Origin of the sequence: Paracoccus endophyticus, assembly GCF_003286075.1 — a bacterium.
GTDB classification, from domain to species: Bacteria; Pseudomonadota; Alphaproteobacteria; order Rhodobacterales; family Rhodobacteraceae; genus Paracoccus; species Paracoccus endophyticus.
On sequence record NZ_QLUV01000001.1, the window covers coordinates 182,783 to 198,987 of the forward strand.

The following is a 16,205-nucleotide window of genomic DNA, read 5'->3' on the forward strand; positions in this document are numbered from 1 at the left end:
GCCAGGACCGCGCCGGTGGCGTCAACGGCGCGGCGGTGCAGGCCAGGCGACCCACGCAGGTGTCGAATACCGGACATCCCGCCGGGCGATGCGCGAACCCGCATCCGAAGACCGTGCCGGTTTCGGAAGGGTGGTAGCGGAGGAGGGATTTGAACCCCCGACACGCGGATTATGATTCCGCTGCTCTAACCAGCTGAGCTACTCCGCCCCAGAACCGCGTCCTCGGGTGCGGGGGATTTAAGGCCGCCCGCGCAACGCGTCAAGCCGATTCCGACGCAGCCGCCCTGCGCGGCCCCCGGCCCCCTTTCACGTCCTGCCGTTTGCGGGCAATCAGCGGCAAGGCAAGGGGGGCGACGTGATGCGGACCATGCTGCGGGGGCTGGCGCCCGCGATGCCCGCGCCCGCCTGGCGCGAACTGCTGCGCGCCTCGGTCGGCGCGGCGGCGGGACTGGCGCTGGCCGGGCTGCTGGCGCATGCGCTGGGGCTGGACCGGGCGCTGGTCGCGCCCCTGGGGGCGACGGCGGTGCTGGTCTTTGCGGTGCCCAACAGCCCCCTGGCGCAGCCCTGGTCGGCCCTGATGGGAAGCCTGGCCGCGGCGATGGCGGCCGTTCCCGTGGCGATGGTCCTGCCCGCGCCCTGGGCCGCGGCCGCGGCGGTCGGGCTGGCCATCGGCGCGATGATCGCGCTGCGCGCCCTGCACCCGCCGGGGGGCGCGGTCGCGCTGCTGACGGTGCTGGCCTTTGAACCGGCCCGGCCGCTGGCGATGGTCGCGCCGCTGATGCTGGGCACGACGCTGCTGGTCCTGGGGGGCGTGATCTGGAACCGGCTGACCGGCCGCGTCTATCCGCTGCGCCAGCCCGAGATGGCGACGGGCGCCGTGGCGCGGCTGGGCCTGACCCGGCGCGAGCTGGACGACCTGCTGGTCCGCTTTCGCCAGGGGCCGAACCTGGGGGCGGCCGACCTGGGCCGGCTGCTGGCCGCGGCCGAGGCCGAGGCCGCCCACCACCGGTTCGAGGGCACGACCTGCGGCGACGTGATGACGCGGCCGCTGATCGCGGTCGGGCCCCAGGCCAATGTCCACGAGATTTCCGAACTGTTCGGCGAGAACGCGATCAAGAGCCTGCCGGTCGCCGATCCGGCCGGGCGCCTTCTGGGGGTGATCCAGCAGAGCGACGTGATCGCGGCGCTGCTGGCCGCGCCCCAGCGCCGCCACCGGCTGACCGCCGCGGACATGATGCGCACCGGCACGCCGCGCGTGCCCACCGCCCTGCCGGTCGGCGCGCTGCTGGACCGCCTGGCCGTGCAGGGCGCCCAGATCGTGGCGGTGATGGAGGGCGAGCGCATCGCGGGCGTCATCACCCGGTCCGACGTGATCGCGCTGCTGATGGCCGAGGCCGAGGCCCGCGCAGGCCGCGCGCCCCCACCTGATTCCAGTCCCCGCGTCCAGCCGCGCGCGCGCCCTCAGGCGCCGCGCACCACCTGAAGCAGCGGCATCAGCTGCGCCATCTCGGGGCCGTGGTCCATGCCGGTCAGCGCCTTGCGCAGCGGCATGAACAGCGCCTTGCCCTTGCGCCCGGTGGCGGCCTTGACCGCATGGGTCCATTCGCCCCAGGTCGCGTCCGTCCACGGGCGCGGCGGCAGCATGGCGATGGCCTGCGCCACGAAGGCGGCGTCCTCGGGGGCGATGGCCGGGTCCGCGCCGTCGCGCATCAGCGCCCACCACGCATCGAGGTCGTCAAGGCGGGTGATGTTGTGGCGCGCGACCTGCCAGAAGGGTTCTGCAAGACCCGCGGGCACGCCCAGCGCCTTGATGCGGTCGGCCACCGCGTCGAACGGCAGGGACTGGTTGCGCTCGCGCGTCAGGGGCCACAGGTCCTCGGCGTCGAACTTGGTGGGCGAGGCGCCGAACTGCGACAGGTCGAAGCCTTGGGCCAGCTCGTCCAGGCTCATCCGCAGCGCGACGGGCTGGTTCGACCCCAGCCGCGCCATCAGCGACAGCAGCGCCTCGGGGGCGACGCCCTGTTCGCGCAGGTCGCGCAGGGACAGGGTGCCCAGGCGCTTGGACAGCTCCTCGCCCCCCGGGCCGGTCAGCAGCGAATGGTGGGCAAAGCGCGGCGGCGTGCCGCCCAGCGCCTTGATGATCTGGATCTGGGTCGCGGTGTTGGTCACGTGGTCGGCGCCCCGCACGATGTCGGTCACGCCCATGTCCACGTCATCGACCGACGAGGCAAAGGTATACAGCACCTGCCCGTCGTGCCGGATCAGCACCGGGTCGCTGACGCTGGCCGCGTCGATCGACACGTCGCCGATGATGCCGTCGGGCCACTCGATGCGTTCCTGGTCCAAACGAAAGCGCCAGTAGCCCTCGCGCCCCTCGGCCCGCAGGCGGGCGCGGTCCTCGTCCGACAGGGTCAGCCCGGCGCGGTCATAGACCGGGGGGCGCCCCATGTTCAGCTGCTTCTTGCGCTTGAGGTCCAGCTCGGTCGGCGTCTCGAAGACCTCGTAGAGCCGCCCGGCCGCGCGCAGGCTGTCGGCGGCCTCGGCATAGCGGTCCAGCCGGTCGGACTGCCGCTCGATCCGGTCCCAGGTCAGGCCCAGCCACTCCAGGTCGCGCTGGATGCCGTCGGCGTATTCCTGCTTGGACCGTTCGCGGTCAGTGTCGTCCAGCCGCAGGATGAACGTGCCGCCCGCCTTGTGCGCGATCAGCCAGTTCATCAGGGCGGTCCGCAGGTTGCCGACGTGGATATGCCCCGTGGGCGAGGGCGCGAAACGGGTCGTGGTCATCGGCGGCTCCTTGATCGGCCCGCTCTTTCATAGGCAGCGGTTTTTGTCCATATCGGCCCCAGCCACAGGAGGGGGCGGCCATGACCGACTGGACCGAACGACAGGCACCCGACTGCGCCGCGATCGAGGCGATGGCGCGCGAGGTCTTCGCCGGGCTGCCGGCCGAGTTCGCAGGCCATGCCCAGGACGTGATCTTGCGCGTCGAGGACCTGCCCGGCGACGACGTGCTGGACGAATTGCAGATCGACGACCCGCTGGAACTGACCGGCCTCTACGACGGCATTCCCCTGACCGAGAAGTCGATCAGCGAGCCGCAGCCTTTCCCCGACACGGTCTGGCTGTTCCGCCGCGCGATCCTGGACGAATGGGCCGACCGCGGCGACGTCACGCTGGGCGCGCTGGTGGGGCACGTCGTCGTGCACGAACTGGCCCATCACTTCGGCTGGTCCGACGACGACATCGCGCGCATCGACCGGTGGTGGGAATGACGGCCCATTCCGGCACGGCCCAGCCCGGCCCGGCGCAGGCGCCGATCCTGACCGTCACGCTGAATCCGGCGCTGGACATCGCCACGGCAACCGATTCGGTCGTGCCCGAGATCAAGCTGCGCTGCGACGCGCCGCAGGTCGATCCGGGTGGCGGGGGCATCAACGTCAGCCGGGCCATCGACCGGATGGGCGGGCGATCGACCGCGCTGGTCGCCCTGGGCGGCGGCACCGGCGTGCGCCTGGCCACCCAGCTGGCCGAGGCGGGGCTGGCCGTCCTGCGCCTGGAGGCGCCGGGCGACACGCGGTTTTCCCTGTCCGTGACCGACCGCGGCACCGGCCAGCAGTTCCGCTTCGTGCTGCCCGGGCCGCAGTGGGGGCCGCTGGACGTGCGCGCGGCGCTGGATGCGCTGGGAACGTCCGCGCCCACGGGCGGGCTGGTCGTGCTGTCGGGATCGAACCCGCCCGGCGTGCCGCCCGCCTTCGCGGCAATGGCCGCGGCGCGGCTGGCCGGGACCGGCAGCCGGCTGGTCGTCGATACGTCGGGCGCGGCCCTGGCGGCGGTGGCGGCGGCGCGCGACGCGCCGGTCGAGCTGTTGCGCATGGACGACGCCGAGGCCGCGTTTCTGGCCGGCGCGCCGTTGCCGACCCGCGCCGACACCGCCGATTTCGCGGCGCGCCTGGCCGCCTCGGGCGCGGCGCGGACCGTCATCGTGGCGCGGGGGTCCGACGGCAACATCATCGCCACGCCCGAGGGGCGCTGGCATGTCGCCGCCCACAGGGTGCCGGTGGTCAGCAAGGTCGGCGCGGGCGACAGCTTCGTTGCGGGCTATGTGCTGGGACTGGCACGCCACTGGTCCGTCGCGGATGCGCTGGGCCTGGGCGCGGCCGCGGCCTCGGCCACGGTGATGACGCCTGCAAGCGACCTGTGCCACCCTGCCGACGTCGAGCGGCTGTTTGCCGAACGCGAGGTCACGCCGGTCTGATCCCCGGCGAGGCGTCCTTTCCGCCCGTGCGGCGTCATCCGCCCGCCGGCCCGCCCGCCCCGCGCCCCTGGCCGCCGCTGCTGCGCGCAGGGGCCGCGGAACCCGCCCCGACCCCGCCCGTGCGGCGTCATCCGCCCGCCCGACCCTGCGCCGCCTGCCCCGACGGTGCCCTGCATCGTACCCCGACCTGCCCTGCGCGCCCGGCCGCCGCTGCCGCCCGCAGGGGGACCCTCGGGACGCCCCCGACCCCAAATTCGCTTGACCTTTGCAGGGGGGTCCGGTCAAAGCGGCCCGACATCGAACAGGGGTCCGGGTATGGACGACAACAATCGCAACCTGATCCTCGCCATGGTGCTGTCGGCGCTGGTGATGATCGGGTGGTATGCCTTCTTCGCGCCCGAGCCGCCGCCGGCCCCCGCGCCCGAGGCTGCGACGCAGACGGTCCCCGGAACGGCGACCCCGGCCGGAACCGCCGCGGTGCCGGCGGGCACTGCCGCGCCCCCCCTGGCCACCGGCGCGCCCTCCGCGGTGACCGGCGCGGCCGACGATCCGGTCCTGGCCGCCCCCCGCGTCGCGATCAAGTCGCCCGCGCTGGAGGGATCGATCTCGCTGGCCGGCGGTCGCGTGGACGACCTGCTGCTCAGCGGCTACCGCGAGACGCTGGACCCCGGCTCCCCCTTCGTGCGGCTGCTGTCGCCCACCGCCGCGCCCCGCGTCACGGCCGAGGGCAGCCCCGTCGCGCCCGGCGGGGACGCCGCGCTGGTGGTGCACAAGCCGTATTACGCCGTCTATGGCTGGATGCCCGGCCCGGGCGTCGATCCCGCGCTGGTCCCCACGCCCGCGACGCTGTGGTCGGTGGAAAGCGGCACGACCCTGTCGCCCGGACAGCCGGTCACGCTGGCCTGGGACAACGGCGCGGGCCAGATCTTCCGCCGCACGTTCGAGCTGGACGACCATTTCCTGTTCACCGTCACGCAAAGCCTGGAAAACACCGCCGCCACCCCGTTCCAGGCCGCGCCCTACGGCATCCTTGCCCGCCACGGCCAGCCCGACACGCAGAACTTCTTCGTGCTGCACGAGGGCGCGGTCGGCATGAAGGACGGCGAGCTGGTCGAGGCGAAGTACAAGGACATCGCGGCCTTCGACCCGGCGGGCGCCGAGGGGCCGGCCCTGGTCACCGAGGTCGCGCAGAACGGATGGGTCGGGTTCACCGACAAGTACTGGATGACCACCCTGGCCCCCGCGCCGGGGCAGGCCTTCACCTCGGTCATCAAATACGCGCCGGGTGCGGACATCTTTCAGGCCGAGACGCGGTTGCCGATGCAGACCGTGGCCCCCGGCACGGTGCTGTCGTCGGCCAGCTACCTGTTCGCCGGCGCCAAGGAATGGGAACAGATCAACCGCTATCAGCGCGATTACGGCATCGACCGCTTTGTCGATTCCATCGACTGGGGCTGGTTCTATTTCCTGACCAAGCCGATCTTCCGCGTGCTGCACTGGCTGCATGGCGTGATCGGCAACATGGGCTGGTCGATCATCGCGCTGACCTTCGTGCTGAAGCTGCTGGTCTTTCCGCTGGCGCGCAAATCCTATGTCTCGATGGCCCGCATGCGCGAGATGCAGCCCCAGATGGAGGCGATCAAGGAGCGGACCGGCGATGACCGCGCCAAGTACCAGCAGGAGGTGATGGCGCTCTACAAGCGCGAAAAGGTCAATCCGGCGGCCGGCTGCCTGCCGATGCTGCTGCAGATCCCGATCTTCTTTGCGCTCTACAAGGTGATCTTCGTCACGCTGGAACTGCGCCACGCGCCCTGGATCGGCTGGATCCGCGACCTGTCGGCGCCCGATCCGTCGTCGCTGATCAACCTGTTCGGGCTGCTGCCCTTTGCGGCGCCGGCGCAGGGCACGTTCCTGCACAGCTTCTCGCTGCCGGTGCTGGCGATCGTGCTGGGGATTTCGATGTGGGTGCAGCAGAAGCTGAACCCCGCCCCCGCCGATCCGGCGCAGAAGATGATCTTCGGGTGGATGCCGTGGATCTTCATGTTCATGCTGGGCGGCTTCGCCTCGGGGCTGGTGCTGTACTGGATCACCAACAACGTCATCACCATCGTGCAGCAGTACACGATCATGAAGATGCACGGCCACCCGCCCGACCTGTTCGGCAACATCCGGTCCAGCATCCCCAAGCGCGGCGCCCGGAAGTGACCGCGCGGCTGGCCCGCATCCGCCGCCATCCGGTCAAGTCGGTGGGCGGCGAGACGCTGGACAGCGTGACCCTGACCGCCGGGCAGACCCTGCCCGGCGATCGCCGTTTCGCGGTGCTGCACGCCGACGCGGCGCACCACCTGGACGGCCCGGCCCTGCGGACATGGCTGCCGAAGTCGGCGTTCCTGCGCGGCGCGGCGGCGGCCTCGCTGCAGGCCGTGCGCGGCGGCTGGGACGGCGACGCGCTGGTGCTGACCCATCCCGACCGGCCGCCCTTGCGGTTCGATCCCCAGGGCGGCGACGATGCGCCCCTGCTGGACTGGCTGGCGCCCCTGTGGGCCGACAGCGGCAAGGCCCCGCCCCTGCGCCTGGTCGAGGGGCCGCAGGCCCTGTCGGACGTCCGGCAGCCGTGGCTTTCGGTGCTGTCGCTGTCCTCGCTGGCCGATCTGGAACGCCGCCTTGGCCGGGCGCTGGGCACCGACCGCTGGCGCGGGAACCTGTGGATCGAGGGCTGGGAGGCCTTTGCCGAACACGACATGCGGCTGCACAAGCTGCGGATCGGTCCGGTCGTCCTGAAGCTGACCGACCGCATCGAACGCTGCGCCGCGACCAGCGTGGACACGGCGACCGGGCGGCTGGACGGCGACATGCCGACCGAGCTGCACCGGCTGTTCCTGCACCGCAACTTCGGCATCTATGCGCAGGTTGAAACGGGTGGCACCATCCGCCCCGGCGACGAGGTGACGGTGCTGTGAGGGTACTATCGTGAAGGTTGCCTTTCCCCCCGCCCCCGAGCCGGGCGATGATGCCGCCGAGCGTGGCCGGCTGCTGTTCGCGGGTCCCGTGGATTTCGTCAAGGGCGTGGTCAGCATGGAGGCCCTGCCCCCCGCCGACCGCCCCGAGGTGTGCTTTGCCGGGCGGTCGAACGTCGGCAAGTCCAGCCTGATCAACGCGCTGACCGGGCGCAAGGGCATCGCGCGGGCCTCGAACACGCCCGGCCGGACACAGGAAATCAACTATTTCGCCCTGGCCGACCACAGCTATCTGGTGGACCTGCCCGGCTATGGCTATGCGCAGGCGCCGGTCGCGGTGGTGGCCCGGTGGCAGGCGCTGCTGAAGCGCTATCTGGCGGGGCGCCCCACGCTGCGCCGGGCCTTCGCGCTGATCGACGCGCGCCACGGCGTCAAGCCGGTGGACCACGAGATCCTGACCCTGCTCGACCGTTCGGCGGTGCCGTTCCAGGTGGTCGTCACCAAGGCCGACAAGATCGGCGCGGCCGCGCTGGACGAGACGCTGGCGCAGGTCGAGGCCGAGTTGCAGCGCCACCCCGCCGCCTTTCCCGAACTTGTCGTGACCTCGTCGGAAAAGGGCCGCGGCATCGCCACGCTGCGCGCGATCATCGCGGGCCTGGGCGACGTCTAGGCCTGTTCCAGCAGGTCGCGATAGCGCCGCCACAGCAGCAGCAGGCCGAACAGGAACAGCCCCACCGACAGCGAGACGACATACAGCACGCTGACATAGTCGGCCGGATAGACGCCATAGACCCCGCGCCGCAACAGGCCGATCAGATGGACCAGCGGGTTCCACCACAGGATGCTCTGGGCCACGTTCGGCATCGATTCGAACGTATAGAACACCGCCGACATCAGAAACAGCGGCCGGGTCAGGATCGACCAGGCGCGCTCCCACACGGGAAAGCGCATGATGAGAAAGCAGTTCATCGTGCCCAGGCCCGCCGCCAGCAGCCCGATCAGCGCCAGCGCCTGCATCACCGTGCCGACGTCCATCACCAGCGGCAGGCGATAGAACAGGGCGATGCCGCCGACGACGATGACGAAGACGATCAGGTGCGTGACGACGTTCAGCAGCCAGCGGGCGACCAGCGCATCCACGAAGGTGACGGCGGGATAGGCCAGCAGCGGCCGGGAATAGCGCAGCGCATGGGCCATCTTGCCGGCAATGTCGTTGTACATCGCGAACGGAATGTAGCCGGTCGCGTAGAACAGCGGAAAGTTGGTTCCGATCATCGGATTTCTCGCGCCCAGTGCGCCCTGGAACACCACCGTCAGCAGGGCGATGCCCAGGATCGGGTCCAGCAGCGCCCAGGCATATCCGCCGACGGACCGCCCGTAGGTCGTGGAAATCTCGCGCAGCATCAGCGCCACGATGGTCCGCAGCATGCGAAAGCGCGGCCTGCGGGCGGGCTGTCCGCGGCGCTGCGGCGGGGCGGAAAGATCGGGTGACGTCATGTCGGACATTTGATCGCTGAGGCTGGCCTTGGCGCCTGCGGCTCTGTATCAACGGCGATCAGGAAAAACCAGCGAAAGCGATGATGTGAGCGACAGGCCCGACCCGGCAGCCCCCCGCCAGAGCGCGGGACAGACGGGACCGGCGCAGCCGGCCGCCGCCTCTCCGTTCACCGCCGCGCCGCCGCGGCCGGTGGGGGGCGCAAGCGGAACGCCCCCGCCCGGCCATCCCGCCAACGCGCCCCGCGCCAGCGCGGTGCCTTCCGCTCAGGGTGCGGCCCCTGCCGTCGCCCCGGCCCCCACCCCGCCGCAGGGCCGCCTGACCCCGGCCGACGCCACGACGGCCGCCGCGGCCGCGCGCGCCGCGGCGCAGGCGCCGGGCGCGCAGCCCGCGCCGGGGCCGCAGGCGGTGCCAAAGGCCGCGGGCGCGGGTGCCAGGACAGCCGCCGCCGGACGCGCCGCGGCCGCAGGCGTCCCGGCCGCGGCCCCCGGACCCCGGCCCGTGCAGGCCGGCGCCGGTGCCGGCGCGCCTGCGGTGCGGGCAAGGCCGGGCGGCCCGGTGGCGCGCCCGGCCAGCCCGCCGCCGCCCGCGCTGCCGCCGGGGCATGTGTTCACGCCCGTGCGCCCGCCGGTGCCGGTCGCCACGGCCCGGCGGCGCCATTGGGGCGTTCTGGCCGCCTTCCTGCTGGTAGTGATGATCCCGACCGCCCTGTGGGGCTGGTACCTGTGGACCCGCGCCACTGACCAGTATGCCTCGACCGTCGGATTCTCGGTCCGCAAGGAGGACCAGGCCCCCTCGCTCGACATCCTGGGCGGTCTGAGCAGCCTTGCCGGCGGCAGCGGCACGGCGTCGGACACCGACATCCTCTACGACTTCATCCGCTCGCCCGACCTGGTCAGCAGGGTGGACCAGACGCTGGGCCTGCGCGAGATGTTCTCGCGCCCCTGGCCCCGGGATTTCGTCTTCGCCTTCGACCCGTCCGGGACCATCGAGGATCTGACCCGGTTCTGGCACCGGCAGGTCCGCATCTATTACGACGATTCGTCGGGCATCATCACCGTCAAGGCCAGCGCCTTCGCCCCGCAGGAGGCGCTGGCCATCGCGCAGGAAATCTTTTCCGAAAGCGAGCAGGTGGTGAACAGCCTGTCCGAAAAGGCGCGTGCCGACGCGACCCGGCTGGCCGAGGCCGAGCTGGACAAGGCCCGCCGCGTGCTGACCGAGGCGCGGCAGGCGATGACCGCGTTCCGCGTACGGTCCCGCATCGTCGATCCGACCGCCGACCTGGGCGCGCAGATGACCGTGATGACCTCGCTGCAAAGCCAGCTGGCCGAGGCGCAGGTGGTGCTGGACCAGCTGCGCCAGAACGCCCGCCCGCAGGACCAGCGCGTGATCCAGGGCGAAAAGCGGGTCGCCGCGCTGGAGGCGCAGATCGAGGACGAGCGCGCCAAGTTCGGCGGCGACACGCCCGAAGGCGCGAATTATGCCCTGCTGGTCGCCGAATACGAAAAGCTGCTGGTTGACCAGGAGTTCGCCGAAGCCGCGCACCAGACCGCCCGAATCGCCTATGAGGGCGCGTTGCAGGCGGCCCAGCGCCAGTCGCGGTATCTTGCCGCCCATATCGCGCCGTCCGCGGCCGAACGCTCGCTCGAGCCGGCGCGCTGGTGGCTGCTGGCGATGGGCGCGGCGCTGGCCATGGCCCTGTGGTCCATCGGGACGCTGGTCTATTACAGCGTGCGCGACCGACGCTAGGCGCGGCATGATCCAGCTGGAGAACCTGACCAAGATCTATCGCACCCGCGGGCAGCGCAGCGTCGTGGCCGACCGGCTGAACGCCGTCTTTCCGACCGGCGCGTCGGTCGGGCTGCTGGGCCGCAACGGCGCGGGCAAGTCCACGCTGCTGCGGATGATCGCGGGAACGACGCTGCCCACCTCGGGGCGCATCCGGTCGGATGGCACGATCTCGTGGCCCGTGGGCTTTGCGGGCAGCTTTCACCCCGACCTCAGCGGGTCGCAGAACGTGCGTTTCGTCGCCCGGGTCTATGGCGTGGACAGCGACGAACTGGTCGATTACGTCGCCGATTTCGCCGACCTGGGGCCGCGGTTTCACGCGCCGTTCGGCACCTATTCGTCGGGGATGCGATCGCGGCTGGCGATGGGATGCAGCATGGGCATCCGCTTCGACACCTATCTGGTGGACGAGGTGACCAGCGTCGGCGACTCCGAGTTCCGCGAGAAGTCGCAGCGCGTCTTTGCGGACCGCATGGCGGCCTCCTCGGCAATCGTGGTCAGCCATTCCATGCCGATGATCCGGCGGCTGTGCACGATGGGCGCGGTGCTGGACCGGGCCCATCTTTACGTCTTCGACAGCGTGGACGAGGCGATCGCCTATCATGAATATGTCATGGGCGTGCCCGACACGGTCGGGGACTGACCGCTCAGCCGGTCAGCAGGCCGGAAATCTCGGCCACCTTGTCCGCGACCAGCGCCGCGTCGCCGCGGCTTTCGACGTTCAGCCGCACCACTGGTTCAGTGTTTGAGCGGCGCAGGTTGAACCGCCATCCGGGGTATTCCAGGCTGATCCCGTCGGTGTCGTCGCGCCCCAGCGCCCCGGGCGCGAAGCGGGCGATCACGCGGGCCAGCGCCGCATCGGGGTCGTCCAGGCGAAAGTTGATCTCTCCCGACGAGGGAAAGCGCGCCATGCGGTCGCCCACCAGCGCAGCCAGCGGCTGCCCCGCCGCCGACATCAGCGCCGTGACGACCAGCCACGGGATCATGCCGCTGTCGGCAAAGGCGAAGTCACGGAAATAGTGATGGGCCGACATCTCGCCGCCATAGACGGCATCCGCCGCGCGCATGGTCTGCTTGACGAAGGCGTGGCCGGTCCTTGACTGCACCGCCTGCCCGCCCGCGGCCGCGATCACGTCGCGGGTGTTCAGCACGACGCGCGGGTCGTGAACGATGCGCCCGCCCGGTTCGCGCGCCAGGAACGCCGCCGCCAGCAGGCCCACCACATATTCGCCGGGGATGAACCGGCCGCCCGCGTCGAACAGAAAGCAGCGGTCGAAGTCGCCGTCCCAGGCCACGCCCATGTCCGCGCCCGCCGCCCGCACCGCGTCCGCGGTCACAGGCTGGTTCTCGGGCAGCAGCGGGTTGGGGATGCCATTGGGAAACGCGGGGTCGGGCTGGTGGTGCAGCCGGGTGAACCGCAAAGGCGCGCCGCGCCGGGCCAGCGCGTCCGCGATGGCGTCGAAGCCCGGGCCCGCGACGCCGTTGCCGGCATTGACCAGGATGTGCAGCGGCGCAAGCCGCCCCGCGTCCACGAAATCGCACACCGCCGCGGCATAGGCGGCGCGGGTGGCGCGCGCGTCGATGACACGCCCCGGCGCGGCGGCGGGGGGAAATGCCCCCGATCGCGCCAGGGCCGCCAGCGCCGCAAGGTCGCTGTCGGGGTCCAGCGGCGCCGCGCCGGGTCCCACCAGCTTCATCCCGTTGTAGTCGATGGGATTGTGCGAGGCGGTGACCTCGATCCCGCCGCCCGTGCGGTGGTGGGCGGTGGCGAAATACATCTCCTCGGTGCCCGCAACGCCCAGGTCCAGCACCTCGGCCCCGCCCTCGGTCAGGCCCCGGATCAGGGCGGCGGCCAGAGCCGGGGAGCTCGCGCGCCCGTCGCGGCCCACCACCACGCGCGCCGCGCCGGGACGCGCCGCAAAGGCGCGGCCGACGCGCCAGGCCACGTCCTCGTCCAGTTCGGACCCCAGCCGCCCGCGGATGTCGTAGGCCTTGAAACAGGTGATCTCGCGCGCGCTCATGATGCCCCCGGCTTGCTGCCCGACAGGCTTGCCGCGCCGCGGCGCGGGCCGCAAGCCTCAGCCCTTCGGCGGGTGGGCGGCCGGATGGGGCTGACGGCCGCGCGACCCTGCGCTAGACCGGGCCGTTCACAGACCGGAGCCGCCGCCATGACCCCCGCCCAAGCCCCCGTCCAGCCGCCCGTCAACGGCGCCGGCGCAACCGCCGCCGAAAGCCGCGCGCTGATCGCCGCCTATTACGACGCGTTCAACCGCGGCGACAGCGCCGCGATGCTGGCGCTGGTCCACGACGACCTCGAGCATCACGTCAACGAGGGCGAGATCCGGCGCGGCAAGGACCGCTTTGCCGCCTTTGGCGCGCATATGGCCGCCAGCTATCGCGAGACGCTGACCGACATCGTCGTCCTGACCAGCGAGGACGGCACCCGCGCCGCCGCCGAGTTCGTGGTGAACGGCGAATACCTGCGGACCGACCCCGGCCTGCCCGAGGCGCGGGGCCAGCGCTATGTCCTGCCGGCGGGGGCGTTCTTTGCGCTGCGCGACGGGCGGATCGCGCGGGTGACGACCTATTACAATCTGGCCGACTGGATGCGGCAGGTCTCATGAGCCTGATCCGCACCCTGACCGGCCCGGACGTGGCCGCGGCGCTGGACGACCTGGCGCGGCTGCGGATGGCGGTGTTCCGGGACTGGCCCTATCTCTATGACGGCGACGCCGCGTACGAGCGGGACTATCTGCGCGCCTATCAGGAACCGGGCGCCGTGGTGATCGCGGCCTATGACGGCGACCGCATGGTGGGGGCCGCGACCGGCGCCCCGATGGAGCACCACGCCGCCGCCTTTGCCGTCGCGTTCGAGGACCGGCCCGAGCGGCTGCAGGATATCTTCTATTGCGCCGAATCGGTGCTGCTGCCGGACTGGCGTGGCCGGGGCCTGGGGCACGCGTTCTTTGACGGGCGCGAGCATCATGCCCGCAGGCTGGGCCGGCGCTGGTCGGCCTTTTGCGCGGTGATCCGTCCCGACGACCACCCGGCGCGGCCCCCCGATTACCGCCCGCTGGACGAGTTCTGGCTGCGGCGCGGCTATGCCCCCCTGCCGGGCGCAGTGGCCCGGTTCAGCTGGCGCGACCGGGGGGATGCGGCGGAAAGCGAAAAGGCGATGCAATTCTGGATCAAGGCGCTGTAGCGGGCGATGACGCGCGGGCGCAGACGCCGCGCGGGTCCGCGGCCCCCTGCCGGCGTGGTCGCCCATTCATGCGCCTGCCAACCCCTGCGCCCCTGCCCGTGCACTGCGTCCCCTGCCCGGTTCCCTGCCCGCCCCGTGCCCCTGCGTGCCCCGCCCGTGCTGCGTGCCACCCGTCCGCACCCGCTCTGAAAGGCCCCTGCCATGACCCGCATCGTCCGCATCGCCGCCGCCGCCTATCCGTTCGACTGGCTCGACGACTGGGCCGCCTATGCCGCCAAGATCACCGCCTGGGTCGCGGACGCGGGCGACTGCGACCTGCTGGTGTTTCCCGAATACGGCGCCATGGAGCTGGCGTCGCTCGGCGGCCGCGTGATCGCGGGCGACCTGCAGGCCTCGCTGCACGAGGTTGCGCGGCAGGGCGCGGCCCGCGACGGCCTGCACGCCGAACTGGCGGCGCGGCACGGGTGCCACATCCTCGCGGCCTCGGGGCCGGCCTTCCAGGGCGCGCGGCCGGTGAACCGCGCCGTGCTGTTCGGCCCGCAGGGCCGGATCGGGCACCAGGACAAGCAGGTCATGACACGGTTCGAGCGCGAGGACTGGGACATCGCGCGGGGCGAGGGGCTGCGGCTGTTCGACACCCCGGTCGGCCGGCTGGGGGTGGTGATCTGCTATGACAGCGAGTTTCCCCTGCTGGGCCGCGCCCTGGCCGAGGCGGGGGCCGAGATCCTGCTGGTGCCCAGCTGCACCGACACCGTCGCGGGCTTTCATCGCGTGCGGATCGGGGCGATGGCGCGGGCCCTGGAAAACCAGTGCGTGGTCGTTCAGGCGCCCACGGTCGGGCCCTGCGACTGGAACCCCGCCATTGACGAGAACCGCGGCCGCGCCGCGATCTATGCGCCGCCGGATGGGCTTTGGCCTGACAGCGGCATCCTTGCCCAGGGCGACATGGACGCGCCCGGCTGGGTCAAGGCCACGGTCGATCTGGACCGCGTGGCCGAAAGCCGCCGCGCGGGCCGGGTGCTGCCGTTCGCCCATTGGCCCGAAAGCGCGGGCGTCCCAGTAAACGACGCCTGACGCGACCCCGCCCGCAGCCGGTGCACGGAAGCGGCCGGCGCGCGGCGCCGAGTGGGAATCAGGCGCGGCGCGGGGTCAGGCGCGGCGCGGGATCAGGCGCGGCGCGGGGGTCAGGCGCGGCGCAGGCGCGGCAGGTCCTCGGCCACGGCGCGGCGGCGGGTCAGGAACGCGTCCGTCCGCTCCAGCGGCAAGGGCGGGGCGATCGCAAGGCCCTGGACATGGCTGCAACCGATCTGTGCGGCAAAGGCGTGCTCGGGTCCGGTGTCGGCACCGCAGGCCAGCGTGTCCAGCCCAAGGTGGTCGGCCAGCGCCAGGATCGCCAGGATCATCCGCTGCTGCCCCGGGTCGTGGTCGCACCCCAGCAGAAAGCTGCTGTCGATCTTGACCCGCCGCACGCGCAGGCGGCGGATCGCCTGAAGGCTGGCGTGGCCCGTGCCAAAGCCGTCCAGGTCAAGGCGGCATCCGGCCTCGGTCAGGCGGTGCAGGTTGGCCGCGACAGGACCCGCGCCCTCCAGCGTGCCGGCCGTCTGCTGCAGCGCGATCACCAGGCGCGAGGGCGCGACCTCCTGCCGGTCCAGCTCCCACAGCAGGGTTTCGGCCAGGCGCGGCTGGCACAGTTCGGCCTGCGCCAGATCCAGCGAGACCGTGCCGACGTCGTGACCGGCGCGGTCCCAGTGCCGCAGCGCGCCCAGCCCCTGGGCCAGCACCGCGCCGGCCAGGGCCAGCCGGTCGGACGAGGTCAGCGCGGGCCGCGCGTCGGCGGGGTTGAGCAGCCCGCGCAGCGGGTGGCGCAGGTGGGCCGACGCCTCGAACCCCGTGACGGCGCCGGTGTGACAGCAAAGCTGCGGCTGGAACCGCACCTCGACCCCCGCGGGGTCCAGCGGCCTTTGCGGCGCGGCCGGTTGCGGCGGCGCCAGCCGGCCGGGTTGCGGCTGCGCGGGGGCGGCGCGTCCGGCCAGGACCGGCGCGATCCAGTCGATCAGGGGCACCGCCCCGTCGGGCGCGGCGCCGGCCAGATGGCGGCGGCCGCAGTCGAACAGCGCGGCCGGGCCGACATGGGCCGGGCCGCGGACCAGCACCGCCGCGATCACCGGCGCGACCGGCAGCACGGGCAGGCCGAAGCCCGCGCCGCACAGCGCCCGGACCCTTGCCGCCTGCCGGACGGCGTGCCGGCACTGGCGCGGCGACAGCAGGGCGCACAGATGCCCGCCGTTGTCCGATTGAAGGGTGGGCGCCAGCCGGAAGTCGGCCGCAAGCCGCGCGGCGATCTGCGCCAGCACTCCCGCCACCGCCACCGGGCCCAGGCAGCGCGACAGCGCCGCCCGGTTCTCGATCCGCAGGACCAGCGCCAGACGGTTCCGGTCCCCGCCCCGCACGCCCGGCGCCCACGCCGCCAGCAGCCCCAGAAACCCGCCCATGATCGCCCCCGAATCC

General features: G+C 72.3%; 15 protein-coding genes and 1 tRNA gene. 11 read left to right on the forward strand and 5 right to left on the reverse strand.

The genetic code is table 11. The features are described 5' to 3' along the window. Positions 1–131: 131 nt before the first annotated feature. Positions 132–208 (reverse strand) — tRNA-Met (locus tag DPQ23_RS00910). A gap of 150 nt (positions 209–358) precedes the next feature. On the opposite strand from DPQ23_RS00910, the gene DPQ23_RS00915 reads away from it, so the two are divergent. Beyond that, positions 359–1,483, forward strand: a complete 1,125-nt coding sequence (locus DPQ23_RS00915) for an HPP family protein (RefSeq protein WP_112872798.1) — start codon at positions 359–361, stop codon at positions 1,481–1,483. Here the strand turns inward: DPQ23_RS00915 and gltX are convergent. Beyond that, the gene (gltX, locus tag DPQ23_RS00920) at positions 1,462–2,784 is read right to left on the reverse strand and encodes a glutamate--tRNA ligase (RefSeq protein WP_112872799.1); all 1,323 of its coding nucleotides are present in this window, start codon (positions 2,782–2,784) and stop codon (positions 1,462–1,464) included. The two genes, DPQ23_RS00915 and gltX, sit on opposite strands and share 22 nt — an antisense overlap. A gap of 80 nt (positions 2,785–2,864) precedes the next feature. On the opposite strand from gltX, the gene DPQ23_RS00925 reads away from it, so the two are divergent. The 5 genes from DPQ23_RS00925 (at position 2,865) to yihA (ending at position 7,882) form a co-directional block, all read left to right on the forward strand. Continuing rightward, the gene (locus DPQ23_RS00925) at positions 2,865–3,272 is read left to right on the forward strand and encodes a metallopeptidase family protein (protein ID WP_112872800.1); all 408 of its coding nucleotides are present in this window, start codon (positions 2,865–2,867) and stop codon (positions 3,270–3,272) included. Next, entirely contained in the window at positions 3,269–4,255 is a 987-nt protein-coding gene (locus DPQ23_RS00930) for a 1-phosphofructokinase family hexose kinase (protein WP_112872801.1), read from the forward strand. The genes DPQ23_RS00925 and DPQ23_RS00930 overlap by 4 nt, the downstream gene beginning before the upstream one ends. Positions 4,256–4,570: 315 nt before the next feature. Then, the gene (gene yidC, locus DPQ23_RS00935) at positions 4,571–6,460 is read left to right on the forward strand and encodes a membrane protein insertase YidC (RefSeq protein ID WP_112872802.1); all 1,890 of its coding nucleotides are present in this window, start codon (positions 4,571–4,573) and stop codon (positions 6,458–6,460) included. Next, entirely contained in the window at positions 6,457–7,215 is a 759-nt protein-coding gene (locus tag DPQ23_RS00940) for an MOSC domain-containing protein (protein WP_112872803.1), read from the forward strand. The genes yidC and DPQ23_RS00940 overlap by 4 nt, the downstream gene beginning before the upstream one ends. A 7-nt stretch (positions 7,216–7,222) precedes the next feature. Continuing rightward, positions 7,223–7,882 carry a ribosome biogenesis GTP-binding protein YihA/YsxC gene (gene yihA, locus DPQ23_RS00945; RefSeq protein ID WP_170310750.1) on the forward strand — a complete coding sequence of 220 codons (660 nt, stop codon included), beginning with the start codon at positions 7,223–7,225 and terminating at the stop codon, positions 7,880–7,882. On the opposite strand, the gene DPQ23_RS00950 is transcribed toward yihA, so the two are convergent. Next, positions 7,879–8,709 carry an ABC transporter permease gene (locus DPQ23_RS00950; protein WP_240602286.1) on the reverse strand — a complete coding sequence of 277 codons (831 nt, stop codon included), beginning with the start codon at positions 8,707–8,709 and terminating at the stop codon, positions 7,879–7,881. The two genes, yihA and DPQ23_RS00950, sit on opposite strands and share 4 nt — an antisense overlap. Before the next feature lie 85 nt (positions 8,710–8,794). Between DPQ23_RS00950 and DPQ23_RS00955 the strand changes: the two genes are divergently transcribed. Beyond that, positions 8,795–10,456: a KpsE/RkpR family capsule polysaccharide export protein gene (locus tag DPQ23_RS00955; protein ID WP_240602394.1), complete on the forward strand. Its 1,662-nt coding sequence runs from the start codon at positions 8,795–8,797 to the stop codon at positions 10,454–10,456. Between the two features lie 7 nt (positions 10,457–10,463). Continuing rightward, on the forward strand, positions 10,464–11,138 hold the full coding sequence (locus tag DPQ23_RS00960; RefSeq protein WP_112872807.1) for an ABC transporter ATP-binding protein: 675 nt from the start codon (positions 10,464–10,466) through the stop codon (positions 11,136–11,138). Positions 11,139–11,142: 4 nt separating this feature from the next. Here DPQ23_RS00960 and DPQ23_RS00965 read toward each other — a convergent pair whose 3' ends face one another. Beyond that, positions 11,143–12,516, reverse strand: coding sequence for a phosphohexomutase domain-containing protein (locus tag DPQ23_RS00965; protein WP_112872808.1), 1,374 nt, complete (start codon positions 12,514–12,516; stop codon positions 11,143–11,145). Between the two features lie 147 nt (positions 12,517–12,663). Here DPQ23_RS00965 and DPQ23_RS00970 point away from each other — a divergent pair, with 147 nt between their 5' ends. From DPQ23_RS00970 to DPQ23_RS00980, 3 genes are all read left to right on the forward strand, one after another. After that, the gene (locus tag DPQ23_RS00970; RefSeq protein ID WP_112872809.1) at positions 12,664–13,119 is read left to right on the forward strand and encodes a ketosteroid isomerase-related protein; all 456 of its coding nucleotides are present in this window, start codon (positions 12,664–12,666) and stop codon (positions 13,117–13,119) included. Further along, entirely contained in the window at positions 13,116–13,697 is a 582-nt protein-coding gene (locus DPQ23_RS00975) for a GNAT family N-acetyltransferase (RefSeq protein ID WP_170310745.1), read from the forward strand. Before DPQ23_RS00970 ends, DPQ23_RS00975 begins: the two co-directional genes overlap by 4 nt. A gap of 201 nt (positions 13,698–13,898) precedes the next feature. Beyond that, positions 13,899–14,771: a carbon-nitrogen hydrolase family protein gene (locus DPQ23_RS00980; RefSeq protein ID WP_112872810.1), complete on the forward strand. Its 873-nt coding sequence runs from the start codon at positions 13,899–13,901 to the stop codon at positions 14,769–14,771. 110 nt (positions 14,772–14,881) lie between these two features. Here DPQ23_RS00980 and DPQ23_RS00985 read toward each other — a convergent pair whose 3' ends face one another. Continuing rightward, positions 14,882–16,189 carry an EAL domain-containing protein gene (locus DPQ23_RS00985; RefSeq protein ID WP_112872811.1) on the reverse strand — a complete coding sequence of 436 codons (1,308 nt, stop codon included), beginning with the start codon at positions 16,187–16,189 and terminating at the stop codon, positions 14,882–14,884. Positions 16,190–16,205: the final 16 nt, after the last annotated feature.

Coding starts and splice junctions, on each gene's coding strand:
- DPQ23_RS00965 (WP_112872808.1), bottom strand. CDS start 12,516: ATGAGCGCGCGCGAGATCACCTGTTTCAAGGCCTACGACATCCGCGGG.
- DPQ23_RS00960 (WP_112872807.1), top strand. CDS start 10,464: ATGATCCAGCTGGAGAACCTGACCAAGATCTATCGCACCCGCGGGCAG.
- DPQ23_RS00930 (WP_112872801.1), top strand. CDS start 3,269: ATGACGGCCCATTCCGGCACGGCCCAGCCCGGCCCGGCGCAGGCGCCG.
- DPQ23_RS00985 (WP_112872811.1), bottom strand. CDS start 16,189: ATGGGCGGGTTTCTGGGGCTGCTGGCGGCGTGGGCGCCGGGCGTGCGG.
- DPQ23_RS00950 (WP_240602286.1), bottom strand. CDS start 8,709: ATGACGTCACCCGATCTTTCCGCCCCGCCGCAGCGCCGCGGACAGCCC.
- DPQ23_RS00970 (WP_112872809.1), top strand. CDS start 12,664: ATGACCCCCGCCCAAGCCCCCGTCCAGCCGCCCGTCAACGGCGCCGGC.
- DPQ23_RS00925 (WP_112872800.1), top strand. CDS start 2,865: ATGACCGACTGGACCGAACGACAGGCACCCGACTGCGCCGCGATCGAG.
- DPQ23_RS00975 (WP_170310745.1), top strand. CDS start 13,116: ATGAGCCTGATCCGCACCCTGACCGGCCCGGACGTGGCCGCGGCGCTG.
- yidC (WP_112872802.1), top strand. CDS start 4,571: ATGGACGACAACAATCGCAACCTGATCCTCGCCATGGTGCTGTCGGCG.
- DPQ23_RS00980 (WP_112872810.1), top strand. CDS start 13,899: ATGACCCGCATCGTCCGCATCGCCGCCGCCGCCTATCCGTTCGACTGG.
- gltX (WP_112872799.1), bottom strand. CDS start 2,784: ATGACCACGACCCGTTTCGCGCCCTCGCCCACGGGGCATATCCACGTC.
- DPQ23_RS00915 (WP_112872798.1), top strand. CDS start 359: ATGCGGACCATGCTGCGGGGGCTGGCGCCCGCGATGCCCGCGCCCGCC.